The organism is Streptomyces sp. NPDC107562 (assembly GCF_055657325.1).
This window is the reverse complement of sequence record NZ_JBVKBE010000002.1, coordinates 631,337-644,971: the sequence shown is the minus strand read 5'-3', so window position 1 is coordinate 644,971 and position 13,635 is coordinate 631,337. Positions and strand designations below refer to the sequence as shown.

The 13,635-nt window shown below is 73.3% G+C and carries 12 protein-coding genes and 1 pseudogene; 4 read left to right on the top strand and 9 right to left on the bottom strand.

The window, feature by feature from the left end:
• The 7 genes from ACZ7LV_RS08680 to ACZ7LV_RS08650 all read right to left on the bottom strand — a co-directional run bounded on the left by ACZ7LV_RS08680 (position 1) and on the right by ACZ7LV_RS08650 (position 7,928).
• Positions 1–1,011: an LLM class F420-dependent oxidoreductase gene (locus tag ACZ7LV_RS08680; protein WP_471937153.1), complete on the bottom strand. Its 1,011-nt coding sequence runs from the start codon at positions 1,009–1,011 to the stop codon at positions 1–3.
• Between the two features lie 102 nt (positions 1,012–1,113).
• Positions 1,114–1,917 carry a DUF5336 domain-containing protein gene (locus ACZ7LV_RS08675; RefSeq protein ID WP_471937151.1) on the bottom strand — a complete coding sequence of 268 codons (804 nt, stop codon included), beginning with the start codon at positions 1,915–1,917 and terminating at the stop codon, positions 1,114–1,116.
• 159 nt (positions 1,918–2,076) lie between these two features.
• Entirely contained in the window at positions 2,077–3,036 is a 960-nt protein-coding gene (locus ACZ7LV_RS08670; RefSeq protein WP_471937149.1) for an N-acetylmuramoyl-L-alanine amidase, read from the bottom strand.
• A gap of 68 nt (positions 3,037–3,104) precedes the next feature.
• On the bottom strand, positions 3,105–3,755 hold the full coding sequence (locus ACZ7LV_RS08665) for a class I SAM-dependent methyltransferase (RefSeq protein ID WP_471937147.1): 651 nt from the start codon (positions 3,753–3,755) through the stop codon (positions 3,105–3,107).
• Positions 3,756–3,855: 100 nt separating this feature from the next.
• Complete coding sequence (locus ACZ7LV_RS08660; protein ID WP_471937145.1) at positions 3,856–5,595, bottom strand: MFS transporter; 1,740 nt, start codon at positions 5,593–5,595, stop codon at positions 3,856–3,858.
• 158 nt (positions 5,596–5,753) lie between these two features.
• Positions 5,754–6,917, bottom strand: a complete 1,164-nt coding sequence (locus ACZ7LV_RS08655) for a GDSL-type esterase/lipase family protein (protein ID WP_471937143.1) — start codon at positions 6,915–6,917, stop codon at positions 5,754–5,756.
• Positions 6,918–7,358: 441 nt separating this feature from the next.
• The gene (locus tag ACZ7LV_RS08650) at positions 7,359–7,928 is read right to left on the bottom strand and encodes a TetR/AcrR family transcriptional regulator (RefSeq protein ID WP_471937141.1); all 570 of its coding nucleotides are present in this window, start codon (positions 7,926–7,928) and stop codon (positions 7,359–7,361) included.
• 183 nt (positions 7,929–8,111) lie between these two features.
• Between ACZ7LV_RS08650 and ACZ7LV_RS08645 the strand changes: the two genes are divergently transcribed.
• A complete protein-coding gene (locus ACZ7LV_RS08645; RefSeq protein ID WP_471937139.1) occupies positions 8,112–9,551 on the top strand; it encodes a DHA2 family efflux MFS transporter permease subunit in 1,440 nt (479 codons plus the stop codon).
• Between the two features lie 227 nt (positions 9,552–9,778).
• On the opposite strand, the pseudogene ACZ7LV_RS08640 reads toward ACZ7LV_RS08645, so the two are convergent.
• A pseudogene (locus ACZ7LV_RS08640) lies at positions 9,779–10,222 on the bottom strand (response regulator); the annotation flags it as partial.
• A 244-nt stretch (positions 10,223–10,466) separates the two neighbouring features.
• Here ACZ7LV_RS08640 and ACZ7LV_RS08635 point away from each other — a divergent pair.
• From ACZ7LV_RS08635 to ACZ7LV_RS08625, 3 genes are read left to right on the top strand one after another with little or no spacing between them, the layout of a single operon-like run.
• Entirely contained in the window at positions 10,467–11,324 is an 858-nt protein-coding gene (locus tag ACZ7LV_RS08635) for a MaoC/PaaZ C-terminal domain-containing protein (RefSeq protein WP_471937136.1), read from the top strand.
• A 24-nt stretch (positions 11,325–11,348) separates the two neighbouring features.
• Positions 11,349–12,425: a Zn-dependent alcohol dehydrogenase gene (locus tag ACZ7LV_RS08630; RefSeq protein ID WP_471937134.1), complete on the top strand. Its 1,077-nt coding sequence runs from the start codon at positions 11,349–11,351 to the stop codon at positions 12,423–12,425.
• Positions 12,426–12,466: 41 nt separating this feature from the next.
• Complete coding sequence (locus ACZ7LV_RS08625) at positions 12,467–13,399, top strand: 3-oxoacyl-ACP reductase (RefSeq protein WP_471937132.1); 933 nt, start codon at positions 12,467–12,469, stop codon at positions 13,397–13,399.
• A gap of 70 nt (positions 13,400–13,469) precedes the next feature.
• Here the strand turns inward: ACZ7LV_RS08625 and ACZ7LV_RS08620 are convergent, their stop codons facing one another.
• Positions 13,470–13,625: a hypothetical protein gene (locus ACZ7LV_RS08620; RefSeq protein WP_471937130.1), complete on the bottom strand. Its 156-nt coding sequence runs from the start codon at positions 13,623–13,625 to the stop codon at positions 13,470–13,472.
• Positions 13,626–13,635 lie beyond the last annotated feature (10 nt).

Sequence of the window (13,635 nt, the reverse complement as noted above, 5' to 3'; positions counted from 1 at the left end):
TCAGGAGTTCAGCTCCGCCAGCACCCGCAGGGTGTGCGGGTCCGGGGCCAGCACCAACAGGTCGGTCACCGGGCCCTTGCGCCACAACTCCAGCCGCCGCGCCACGCGTTCGCGGGGACCGACGAGGGAGATCTCGTCCGCGAACGCGTCGGGCACGGCCCGTACCGCCTCCTCCCGCCGTCCGGCGAGGAACAGCTCCTGGATGCGCCGGGCCTCCTGCCCGTAGCCCATGCGGGCCATCAGCTCGGCGTGGAAGTTGCGCCGCGCGTGGCCCATCCCGCCGATGTAGAAGCCGAGCATCGCCTTGACCGGGAGCAGTCCCTGCGCGACGTCCCGGCAGACCCGCGCCTGGGCCAGCGGCGCGACCAGGAAGCCCTCGGGGGCATCGGCCAGGGACGGCTCGTAGACCTCGGTGCGCTGCGGCGACCAGTACAGGGGGAGCCAGCCGTCGGCGATCCGCGCGGTCTGCGCGATGTTCTTCGGGCCCTCCGCGCCGAGCAGGATCGGCAGTTCGGGCCGCAGTGGATGCGTGATCGGCTTCAGGGCCTTGCCGAGGCCGGTGCCGTCCGGGCCCCGGTACGGGTGGGAGTGGAACCGCCCGTCGAGCTCGACCGGGGCCCGCCGCTTCAGGACCTGCCGGACGACGTCGACGTACTCCCGGGTCGCGGTCAGCGGCGAGGACGGGAACGGCCGCCCGTACCAGCCCTCCACGACCTGCGGCCCGGACAGGCCGAGGCCCAGCATCATCCGGCCGCCGGAGAGATGGTCGAGGGTCAGGGCGTGCATGGCGGTGGTGGTCGGTGGGCGGGCGGCCATCTGCGCGACCGCCGTGCCCAGCCTGATGGTCGAGGTGTGGGCGGCGAGCCAGGTCAGCGAGGTGAAGGCGTCCGAGCCCCAGGACTCGGCCGTCCAGACGGAGTCGTACCCCAGCCGCTCGGCCTCCCGGGCCAGCGTGAGGTGGTCGGGGGAGGGGCCGCGGCCCCAGTAGCCGAGCGCGAGACCGAGCCGCATACCGCCGCCCCCTCCTGACGAAGTGTCAGTTTGTCGGGGGGCGACTGTACGACAACGGCCCCCCGCCGGGAAGGGCGAGGGGCCGCGCGTACGGCGACAGGATCAGCCGCGCTGGATGCCGCTGGTGTCCTGGAGGACACCGCGACGGCCGTCCTGCGTCTGCGCGACCAGCGCCTGACCGCGCTGCTCGACGGCCAGGTACCAGGTGCCCGGGGCGAGTTCGGCGATCGGGGACGGCGAGCCGTCCTCCCCGAACAGCGGGCGCGGGACCGGCACCGCGAACCAGAACGGCGAGAAGTCCCCGGCGGGCGGCTGCGGCTGCTGCGGCTGCTGACCGTAGGGCTGACCGGGCTGACCGGGCTGGCCGGGCTGCCCCGGCTGCGGCTGACCGTACCCGGCGGGCTGCTGCGCGCCCGGGTAGCCGTAACCACCCTGCGGCGGACCGCCGTAGGGCTGCGGGGCGGCGGGGCGCGGGGCCGGGAGGAGGGCGGCGTTCAGCGCCGGCACCAGCGGCGCGGCCACGGCGGCCGCCGCGAGCAGGAGGGCGGCGATCAGGCCGAGGATGAGGCCGGCACCGCGTGTGTCGGCGTCGATCACCCACCACAGCAGCGCCCACGCGGACGCGACGGCCAGCCCCACGCCCAGTGGGCCCAGGTCGAGACCGGCGACCTTGCGGGGCTGCGGCAGCAGGCGAGCGGCCACGATGAGCCCGGCACCGATCACACCGAGCATGTAGGTACCGAGACCGAGACCGAGGCTGAGACCCCAGGCGCTCGGGATGTCGGCCGCCTCGCACACTGCTTCCGGGGCGTCACAGCCGGCTACGTCAAGAAGCGACGCGATGAAGAGCAACACCGCTGCTCCGATCACCACGCCGTCGCCTCGAGTGAGGGAGCGGATATTCACTTCAGGTCCTTCGCAGGTCGTCTCGTCGTCGGTAGAGGCGTCGCTGTCACCGAGTTGCCCGAAAGCTCAGGGTGCGAAGCGCGGGGGTGGCCCCTCATCGTAGGGACGACACTATCGTCCGTACGAACGACCTGTCCGCCGGGATGATCGCCCCGGTGGCTACCCGCGCAGGAAACTCACGATTCCCTCAGAGATCCCTTGCGCCGCCTTCTGCCGCCAGGCTCCGCTGATCAGCAGTGCCGCGTCCTTGCTATCGCGCATGTTGCCGCACTCGATGAACACCTTCGGAACCGTTGACAGATTGAGACCGCCCAGGTCCTGTCGCGTGACGAGACCGGTGCCGCCGCCCACGTAGTTGGAGGGCGCGCTCCCGGTGGCGCGGACGAAACCGCCCGCGATGCGCGCGCCGAGTTCCCGCGAGGGCGCGACGATCGGCCGGGTGTCGGCGGCGCCCGCGTGCACGGACGCCGGGAGGATGACGTGGAAGCCGCGGTTCCCGGTCCCGGAGCCGTCCGCGTGGAGGGAGACGACCGCGTCGGCCTTCTCCTCGTTGCCGATCCGTGCCCGCTCGTCGATGCACGGCCCGTACGCCCGGTCGCCGTTCTGCGTCAACCGCACCGTGGCGCCCTGCTCCTGGAGGACCGTGCGCAGCCGGCGCGCGACGTCGAGGGTGAACTCGGCCTCCGTGTAACCCGCGTTGGTGGCCGTGCCGGTGGTGTCGCACTCCTTCTGCGTCGTGCCGATGTCGACCTTGCGGTTGATCTCGGCCGTGTGCGCGAAGTTGTGCGGGTTGTGACCGGGGTCGATGACGACGACCTTGCCCACGAGCGAGCCCGCGCGCGAGGGCGCGGGAGCGGGCTTCCCGTCGGAGGACGAGGAGTTCTCGCCCGAGGGGGAGTCCGAGGGGGAGGAGGAGGCGGGGGCGGAGGGGGCCGACGGGGCACCCGAGGGCGCCTTGGCCTCCGTGCGCTCCGCTGCCGAACCGCTGTCACCCACCGCCGCGTACACCGCCCACCCGAGCAGTGCGCCGGGCACCAGGGCCGCGACGGCGACGGTCGTCACCCGGCGGCGGGAGCGGCGGGGCGTGGACGAATCGAACTCCGGACCTGTGTACGACACGCTTGCCACCCTAGCGGCCGTCGGGGCACGACCCCGGTTTGTGTACGTCCCTCCGGGTGGCGGCCCGGTCAGATCCCGGCGCCGGTGCGCCGCAGCACCCGCAGCGAGTCCGTCGCCGAGACCTCCGTGAAGGCGCCCGAGGCGAGCGCGCGCAGGTAGATCCGGTACGGGGCCTGACCGGTGAACTCGTCGGCCGGGTCGGGGAAGACGTCGTGGATGACGAGCAGGCCGCCGTCCGCGACATGGGGCGCCCAGCCCTCGTAGTCGGCGGTGGCGTGCTCGTCGGTGTGACCGCCGTCGACGAAGACCAGACCGAGGGGGGTCCGCCAGATCCGCGCCACCTGCGGGGAGCGGCCCACCAGCGCCACCACGTGCTCCTCGAGACCGGCCCGGTGCAGGGTGCGGCGGAAGGTGGGCAGGGTGTCCATCAGGCCGAGCTCGGGGTCGACCGTCCGCGGGTCGTGATAGTCCCAGCCCGGCTGCTGCTCCTCGCTGCCCCGGTGGTGGTCGACGGTGAGCGCGGTGACGCCGGCCGCGCGGGCGGCGTCGGCGAGCAGGATCGTGGAGCGGCCGCAGTACGTGCCGACCTCCAGCAGCGGCAGCCCGAGCCGTCCGGCCTCCACGGCCGCCGCGTACAGGGCCAGGCCCTCACCCGCGGGCATGAACCCCTTCGCCGCCTCGAACGAGGCCAGGATCTCGGGCGGGGGAGCCGCGCTCATGGCAGGAGCCTTCCGGTCGCAGGGGTGTCCGGGCGCCCATGCTGCCGCACCCCCGGTCGACGCGGTGACCGGGGGTGCGGGTGGGGGTGCGGGGAAGGGCTCAGGCCGTGACCGTCTCGCCGGGCAGGGCGAGGTCCAGGTCGATCGGGTCGCCGGCGCCGGAGTGGGTCGCGGCGGAGGCGAGGGGGCCGTGTCCGGCCGCCTGGGCGGCGAGGACGTACGGGCCCCCGGCCGGGACCGCCAGCGCGTAGCTGCCGTCGTCGCCGGAGAGGGTCGAGCCCGCGTGCCGGCCCCGCCGGTCGATCAGCGTGACCTTGGCGCGGGCGACGGGTGCGCCGTCCGCGGCCAGGACCCGGCCGCGGAAACCGCCGAGCGCCGCGACGGCGCGCTCCAGGTTGGCGTCCTCCTCGCTGCTCGCCCGCAGCTGAGGCACGTCCGAGGGGCGGCGGCGGGGCAGGCAGAGGGCCAGGATCAGGCCGACGCCGACGGCGCCGGTCGCGATCAGGAAGGAGACCCGGAAGCCCTGCATGGTGGGGATCTCCACGCCCCCGACGGTGTTCGCCGTGTTGGCCAGCACCATGCCGATGACGGCACTGGAGACGGACGTGCCGATGGAGCGCATCAGGGTGTTGAGGCCGTTCGCCGCGCCCGTCTCCGAGGCCGGGACCGCGCCGATGATCAGCGCGGGCAGCGAGGAGTACGCGAGGCCGATGCCCGCGCCGAGGACCACCGAGGTGACGACGGTCTGCCAGGCGGCGCTCATCAGGCCGAGGCCGCCGGCGTAGCCGAGGCCGATGACCAGGAGGCCGATGATCAGCGTGGTGCGCGGGCCGTAGCGGGCGGAGAGGCGGGCGTAGACCGGTGCGGTGAACATCATCGTCAGGCCCAGCGGGGCCACGCACAGACCCGCGACGACCATCGACTGGCCGAGGCCGTAGCCGGTGGCGGCGGGGAGCTGGAGGAGCTGGGGCAGGACGAGGGAGACGACGAAGAAGGAGACACCGACCATGATCGACGCGAGGTTGGTGAGCAGCACCTCGCGGCGGGCGGTGGTGCGCAGGTCCACCAGCGGCGACGATATGCGCAGCTCCAGCACGCCCCACAGGAGCAGCACGACGGCGGCCGCCCCGAACAGGCCGAGCGTGGTGGGCGACGACCAGCCCCAGTCGCTGCCCTTCGTGATCGGGAGCAGGAACAGCACCAGCCCGAGGGACAGCCCGAGGGCGCCCAGCAGGTCGAAGGTGCCCGGCGCGCGGACCTGGGACTCCGGGACGGTGACGAGGGTGAGGACGATGGCGAGCGTGCCGAGGCCCGCCGCGCCGTAGAAGAGGGTGTGCCAGTCGGAGTTCTGGGCGACCAGGGCCGCGGCGGGCAGCGCCAGGCCGCCGCCGACGCCTATCGAGGAGCTCATCAGGGCCATCGCCGAGCCGAGCCGCTCGCGCGGCAGCATGTCGCGCATCAGGCCGATGCCGAGGGGGATCGCTCCCATCGCGAAGCCCTGGAGCGTACGGCCGACGATCATGGGGAGCAGGGTGCTGCTGAGCGCGCTGAGCAGGGCGCCGAACACCATCACCGTGAGGCTCAGCACGAGCAGGCGCCGCTTGCCGTACAGGTCGCCGAGGCGGCCCATGATCGGGGTGGCCACGGCCCCCGAGAGAAGGGTGGATGTCAGGACCCAGGTGGCGTTGCTGGGCGAGGTGTCGAGCAGTTGCGGCAGGTCCTTGATGACAGGGACGAGCAGGGTCTGCATCACTGCGACGACGATGCCCGCGAAGGCGAGCACGGGGACGACGGCGCCGCCCGCTGTGGCGGTGGGCCGGCCGGTCGTCGTGAGCGTCATGAGGTGGGGCCTCCGGGCCGGAAGAAGATCGTGAGTACGTTCAGTGTGAACCCCGTGCGCTCGGGCAACTATTCCGGTGCTTCGGGACACTAATGAATCCTTGACCGACTCATGGGGATCTGATCTTTCGTCAGTCGGCCCGTGCCGGAGCCGTCGCGTCAGGCGAAGGGCCCGTTCGCGCCGAAGGCCAGCTCGGCGAAGCGCTCGCCCATGCGGCGGTGGGCGGCGGCGTCGGGGTGCAGGTCGTCGGGGAGGGGAAGTTCGGCGTGGTCGGCCTCGCCGTAGAGCGCGCGCCCGTCCAGGTGGTGCAGGTGGGGATCGTCGGCCGCGCGTTGCTCGACGATGCGGGACAGTTCGGCGCGGATGACGTTCAGGGTGAGCTTGCCCGCGGCCGTCTCCGCCGGGTCGCCGGCCGCCCGGAACCGGAGCCGGCCCGCGCTCAGCTCACTGAAGTCGAAGAGGCAGGGGCCGGGGGTGTCCTCGTGCATCGGGCACAGGATCGGGGAGACGACCAGCAGGGGCGTGGTGGGGTGGCCCTCGCGGATCGTGTCCAGGAAGCCGTGGACGGCGGGCGTGAAGGCGCGCAGCCGCATCACGTCGAGGTTGACCAGATTGATCCCGATCTTGACGCTGATCAGGTCCGCGGGCGTGTCCCGCAGGGCGCGCGCGGTGAAGGGGTCCAGCACGGCGTTGCCGCTCAGGCCCAGGTTGATCAGCTCGGCGCCGCCGAGGGAGGCGGCGAGCGCGGGCCAGGTGGTGGTGGGGCTCGCGGCGTCGGAGCCGTGGCTGATGGAGCTGCCGTGGTGCAGCCAGACCGGGCGGCCGGTGTCGGGGGCGGGCTCGACGGGGGCGTCGGTGCGCAGGGCGACGAGTTCGGTGATCTCGTTGTGGGGCAGCCAGATCTCGACGGTCTTGTCGTGGCCGGACAGGCCGGTGAAGCGGACGGTGCCGGGCTCCCCGGCGCGCAGGGCGGTGGCGCCGGTGGTCATGTCGGTCGTGACGAGGTTGCCGCCCGGCGCGGTGGCCTGGCCGGCGAGCCTGCCGTCGACCACGAGGTCGTACACGCCGTCCGGGCGCGGCGGGGCGCCGGTGTAGGCCCGCTTGGTGGGGAGGGTGTCCAGCTCGATCGCGGTGGCGCGGGTGCGCAGGGCCAGGCGCACGCCGGACGGCTGGGACTCGGCCATCTCCAGTTGCGCGTCGGTGTTCTGGGCGCGGGCGGCGGCGGGCAGCCGGTGCGGGAGCAGGCCGTGCGCGGTGCGCTCGACGTCCAGGGCGCCGCGGAGGTGGGCGGGGGTCAGGGGGGTGGTGATCCAGGAATGCATGGCCTCTGCCTGTGGTGTCGTGGTCTTGGGTTGCTGCGGGATCTCGGGGACGGGGCGGGCTCCGGGCGCCCCGGGCTTCGGGGGCTATGGGGCTTGCCGGGCTTCGGGGATTCCGGGGCTACGGGGCTTGCCGGGCTTCGGGTCTTTGGGGGCTATGGGGCTTGCCGAGCTCCGGGGCTTCGGGGTCCATGGGGCCGGCCGAGCTTCGGCTCTTCGGGGGGCTTCGGGGCTTCCCGAGCTCCGGGGCTTCGGGGGCTCCGGGGCTTCCCGGGTCTTCGAGGGCTTTGGGGGCTTCGGGACTTCCCGGGCTTCGGGGGATACGGGGCTTCCCGGGCTTCGGGTCTTTGGGGGCTACGGGGCGTTTCGAGCTGCGGGGCCAAGGGGTACGGGGGTGCCGGTGCTTGTCCCCCCTGCCCTCGCGGGGCGGGTCGACGGGCGCGCTCAGCTCGTGGGCCAGTTGCGCAGGAGGGCGTCGAGGGCGTCGAGGATGCGGTGCCAGGACTCCTCGGAGTCCGGGGCGCTGTGACTGAAGCCGCCCGCCAGCTCCAGGCTGACGTACCCGTGGAAGACGCTGCCGAGCATGCGGACCGCGTGAGTCTGGTCGGGTTCCGTGAGGTCGTAGCCGCGCAGGATGGCGCGCGTCATGGCGGCGTGCCGGACGCCCGCGCTCGCGGCGGCCGTCTCGGGGTCGAGCCTCAGCTGGGCGGCGGCGTAGCGGCCGGGGTGCTCGCGGGCGTAGTCGCGGTAGACGGCGGCGAAGGCGGTGAGCGCGTCCTTGCCGGCCCGTCCGGCCAGGGCGTCGGCGGCCCGGTCGGCCATCTCCTCCAGCGCGAGCAGGGCGATCCTCGTCCTGAGGTCCTCGGAGTTGCGCACATGCGAGTAGAGGCTGGCGACCTTGACGTCGAAGCGGCGGGCCAGCGCGGAGACGGTCACCTCGTCGAAGCCGACCTCGTCGGCGAGCTCGGCGCCGGCCTGGGTGAGGCGGGCGGGGGTCAGTCCTGCGCGTGCCATGAGCTATTGCCCTTCTCTTTTTCCGAATGCCAGTGTGCACCTGCCTAAAGCTTTTAGGCAAGAGGGTGATGAGAGACGGGGAACGGCGAAGTGCGTGGCCGTGTGCCCTAGGGCGGAGGGCGGAGAAACTCTGGGGCGAATTTCCGATGCGTCGGGAGTGCGACGGTTGAGAGCATGACCCGCATGCTCCGAGCCGCAGCGGACCCCCGCATCTCCCGTCGTGACGCCGTCCCCGCCTGGCTGGTGGTCGCACTCGCCTGTGCCGGGCAGTTCCTCGTCGTCCTCGACATCTCCGTCGTGAACGTGGCACTGCCCTCGATGCGCGCCGGCCTGGGACTGAGCGGCCCCGGCCTCCAGTGGGTGGTCAACGCGTACGCGATCGCCTTCGCCGGGTTCATGCTGCTCGGTGGGCGGGCCGGGGATCTGTACGGGCGCAAGCGGATGTTCCTGGTCGGGCTCGCGCTGTTCACCCTGGCCTCGCTGGGCGGCGGGCTGGCCCGTGAGGGGTGGGAACTGCTCGCCGCACGGGCGGTGCAGGGGCTGGGCGCGGCCGTGCTGGCGCCCGCGACGCTGACGATCCTGACGTCCGCCGTGCCGGAGGGCGCCGCCCGGGCGCGGGCGATAGCGACCTGGACCGCGGTCGGCGCGGGCGGGGGCGCCGCGGGCGGGCTGGTGGGCGGACTGCTGGTCGACGGGCTGTCGTGGCGCTGGGTGCTGCTGATCAACGTGCCGGTCGGGGCGGTCGTGCTGCTCGGCGCGCTGTGGGGGCTGCCGGAGAGCCGGGCCGGGGAGCGGCGACGGCTCGACCTGCCCGGAGCGGTCCTGGTGACCGCCGGGCTCGGGACGCTGGCGCTGGGCATCTCGCAGACCGAGGCCGAGGGGTGGACGGCGGCGGCGACCCTGGTGCCACTGCTCGCCGGGCTGGTGCTGATCGGGCTGTTCGTGCTGGTCGAGGCGCGTACGGCGGCTCCGTTGATACCGCTGCGGCTGTTCCGGCTGCGGTCCGTGGCCTCGGCGAACGTGGCGATGCTGCTGAGCGGCTCGGCGATGTTCTGCATGTGGTTCTTCATGACGCTGTACGCGCAGAACGTGCTCGGCTACACGCCGCTGGAGGCCGGACTCGCGCTGGTGCCCAGTTCGCTCGCCGTGGTGGTCGGCTCCAAGCTCGCGCCGCGGCTGATGCGGAGCGCGGGCGCGCGGCACGTGGCGGTGCTCGGGTCGGTGGTGGCCGCGGTGGGCTTCGGCTGGCAGTCGACGATCACCGTGGAGGGCGGGTACCTGACGGCGATCCTGATCCCGGGCGTCCTGATGATGCTGGGCGCCGGACTGGCGGCGACACCGCTGGCCGCGCTGGCGACGTCGGGGGCGGAACCGGGGGAGGCGGGAGTGGTCTCCGGCCTCGTCAACACCTCCCGCACGATGGGCGGCTCGCTCGGACTGGCGGTGATGTCGACCCTGGCGGCGGCCCGCACCGAGAGCGGCTCGGCCCTCGGCACCGAGCCCACGCACCCCGCCGCCCTGGTGGAGGGCTACGCCCTCGCGTTCCGCGCGAGCGCGGGGGTGCTGGTGGTGGGGGCGGTACTGATGGCGGTGTGGCTGCCGCGAAGGGTGGGGGCGCGGTGAGGTCCGGGGGGCTGGCGGCTGCGGGGGCGTGACGGCTGCCCGCCGGGCGAGGTGGCCGACGCGTGTCATGCCGACGCGTGTCATGCCGACGGCGAGGCGTCAAGGGCGTCGGTCATAACGCCGGAGTCGTCGACCGTCCGGCCTTAACCGCCTCACCCGGGTCGGACGACGGACGGTGTTGCGGTCTCGGCGCCACCGCCCCACCCGGGTCAGACGGCGGGCGGGCTCGGCTCCGGCGGGGTCGTGGCGGCCTCGGCGAGTGTCGGGTCGATGACCGTTTCGCCGGTGAGGGCGCGGCGGATGGACGTCGTCAGGTCCTCCAGGGGGCCGTCCTTGACGAGGAGGCCGGCGGCGCCCGACGCCAGGGTGCGCTCCAGCAGGCCGGGGCGGGCGTAGGTGGTGAGCAGGAGCACGCGGCAGTCGGGCACCTGCCGGCGCAGGGCCGCCGCGGCGTCCGGCCCGGTGATGCCGGGGAGTTCGACGTCGAGGAGGGCGACGTCGGGACGGTGGACGAGGGCCGCGTCCAACAGGTCGTCCCCGGTCGGCACCTGGGCGACCACCTGGATGTCGTCCACCAGGCCGAGCAGGGCGGCGAGCCCTCCGCCGCTCAGCGCCCCGTCCCCGGCGAGCAGCACCCTGATGGACTTGGCGGGCCGATGGTCACGGGGCATCTCGTTCACGGAGCCAGCGTAGGCGCAGGGTGCGGCCGCCGCCTGCGCGAAGACATGAACAAAGCTCACCTGACATACCGTCAGGAGCCTTCCCAACTCCGACCGGCTCGGCTATACAGAGGGTCGCCGTACTGGAACGCGTTCTAGAACGGGCGGGTTTCACGGCCCCGTGACGACCTCGGTGCGGCCGACGGTGCGGACGGTCGCACCGAGGTTCCCAGCCCCGTGAGCATTCAGGAGCCCCATGCCCATCGACGCAGCCAAGGCCCTCGCCGCCGAACCCCGGACCGGCGAGATCGTCTGGACCGCGAAGGACGTCCTGCTCTACCACCTCGGCATCGGTGCCGGCCTCCCGGCCACCGACCCCGACGAACTGCGCTACACCCTGGAATCCCGCCTGCACGTCCTGCCGAGCTTCGCCACCGTCGCCGGCTCGGGCGCCCCCGGCGTGATCAGCGGGCTGTCCATGCCGGGCGTCGAGGTCGACCTGGCCCGTGTCCTGCACGGTGGCCAGACGCTCCAGGTGCACCGGCCGATCCCGGCGACCGGCACCGCGACCGCCACCTCACGCATCGCCGGCGTGTACGACAAGGGCAAGGCCGCCGTCCTCGTCCTGCGCACCGAGGTCGCCGACCCGCAGGGCCCGCTGTGGACCAACGACGCGCAGATCTTCCTGCGCGGAGAGGGCGGCTTCGGCGGCGACCGCGGGCCGTCCAGCCGCCTCGACCCGCCCGCCGGAGAGCCCGAGCGGACCGTGGAGCGGACCGTCCGCGAGGACCAGGCACTGCTCTACCGCCTCAGCGGGGACTGGAACCCGCTGCACGCCGACCCCGAGTTCGCCAAGGTCGCCGGCTTCGAGCGGCCCATCCTGCACGGGCTGTGCACCTACGGCATGACGCTCAAGGCCGTCGTGGACACGCTGCTCGGCGGCGACGTGACCCGGGTGCGCGCCTACGCCACCCGGTTCGCGGGCGTGGTGTACCCGGGCGAGACCCTGCGCATCCGCATGTGGCGGCAGGAGGGCGCCGTACGCGTCGCCGTCAGCTCGGTCGAACGGGACGACGCGCCGGTCCTGGCCGACACCGTCGTCCAGCACACGTGAACGCCTCTCGAGGGGAGCCGCACCATGCGCGCAGCCGTACTGCACGAGATCGGCCAGGAGAAGCTGGAGATACTCGACGACGTCGAGACGGTGGGCTTCGGCCCGGGCAAGGTGAGGATCCGGGTGCGCGCCACGGGGCTGTGCCACTCGGACCTGTCCGCGATGAGCGGGGTGCTGCCGCAGCCCGCGCCCTTCGTGCCGGGACACGAGGGCGCGGGGGAGATCACGGAGGTCGGTGACGGGGTCACCGCCCTGAAGCCCGGCGACCGGGTCGTCGTCTGCTGGCTGCCCGCCTGTGGCGCCTGCGCCGCCTGCGGACGCGGCCAGACCCAGCTGTGCCTGGCCGGCTTCATGAACGCGGGCACCCCCAACTACCGGCGTCCCGGCACGGACCTCTTCGGCTTCGCCGGGACCGGCACCTTCGCCGAGGAGGTCGTCGTCGACGCCCGCTGCGCGGTCCCCATCCCCGACGACGTGCCCTACGACATCGCCGCCCTCATCGGCTGCGGGGTCACCACCGGCCTCGGGGCCGCCCTCAACACCGCCGACGTCGAGGCCGGCGCGTCCGTCGCCGTCATCGGCTGCGGAGGCGTGGGCATCTCCGCGATCCAGGGCGCGCGGCTGAAGGGCGCCGCGGAGATCGTCGCCGTCGACCCGGTCGCCGGCCGCCGGGAGGCCGCGCTGCGGTTCGGCGCCACCCGAGCCGTCGCGCCGGACGAACTCGCCGACGCCAAGCAGCAGGTCACGGCCGGCGAGGGCTTCGACTACGTCTTCGAGGTCGTCGGGAAGTCGGCCACCGCCCGCACGGCCTACGAGACCACCCGGCGCGGCGGCACCCTGGTCGTCGTCGGGGCGGGCGCCATGGACGACGTCCTCCAGCTCAACATGTTCGAGCTGTTCTTCGACGAGAAGCGGATCCTGCCGTCCCTGTACGGCGGCGGCGACGTGCTGCGCTCCTACGAGCGGACGATCGCGCTGTGGCGGGCGGGCCGGATCGACCTCGCCGGCCTGATCACCCACCGGGTGCAGCTCGCCGAGATCAACGAGGCCCTCGACCAGATGCGCACGGGCACCTCCCTGCGCACCTGCATCGAGATCTGAAGCGCCACGCCGAAGGGGTCGTAGCTCACCGAAGGGGTCCTATGACAACGCCACTTGAGGGGCTGACCGCGATCGTCACCGGCGCCGGGCGCGGGCTCGGCCGGGCCGAGGCGCTGGAACTGGCCCGGCTCGGCGCGGCCGTGGTCGTCAACGACCACGGGCAGCCCGGCCGGGACGGCACGGGACGGGCCTCGGCCGGCCCCGCAGAGGAGACGGTCGCCGAGATCCGCGCGGCGGGCGGCACGGCCGTCGCCCATACCGGGGACGTGGCCGACCACCGCCAGGCGGCGGCGCTCGTCGCCCTGGCCGTCGAGGAGTTCGGCACCCTCGACATCCTGGTCAACAACGCGGGCATCCTGCGCGACCGCATGGTCTTCTCCATGACGGAGGACGAGTGGGACGCGGTGATACGGGTCCACCTCAAGGGCCACTTCAACACCACCCGCTTCGCCGCCGCGCACTGGCGGGAGCGCGCCAAGGCGGCGGGCGGGACCGTGTACGGGCGGATCGTGAACACCTCCTCGGAGGCGTTCCTCGCGGGCTCCGCGGGACAGCCCAACTACGCGGCGGCCAAGGGCGGCATCGTGGGGCTCACCACGTCCACCGCGCACGCCCTCGGGAAGTACGGCGTCACGGCCAACGCCATCTGCCCGCGGGCCCGGACCCGGATGACCGAGGACGTGTTCACCGACGTCCCCGCCTCCGGCCTCGACCCGCTGGCCCCTGAGCACGTCGCCCCGCTCGTCGGCTATCTGTCGGCGCCGGCCGCCGGACGGATCACCGGGCAGGTCCTCGTCGTGCACGGCGGCATGGTCGCGGTCGTCGAACGGCCGCGGGTGGGGGCGAAGTTCGACAGCAAGCAGGACACCTTCACGTACGACGAACTGGACACGCTGCTCTCCGCGCACTTCGCCGAGCGGGAACAGGGGGAGACGTTCGCCGCGGTGGAGGTGCTGGGACTGCGGCGCGCATAGCGCGGGAACGCTGAAGCCCCGCTCACCGTGGCGGTGAACGGGGCCTCTCGTCCAGCTGATTGACGTACCGTCAGGCCGCCGACTCGCTCTGCTGCTCCACCGGCTTGCGATGCCGGCCGCGAGGGGCCGACTCGGTGTCGTGCGTCGAGACCGGACCCCGGTGCCGGCCGTGGCCGGTGGAGTCCTCGGCGTCGGGCAGCGGCTGGGACGTACTGGCGTCTCTCATCGGAAGAATT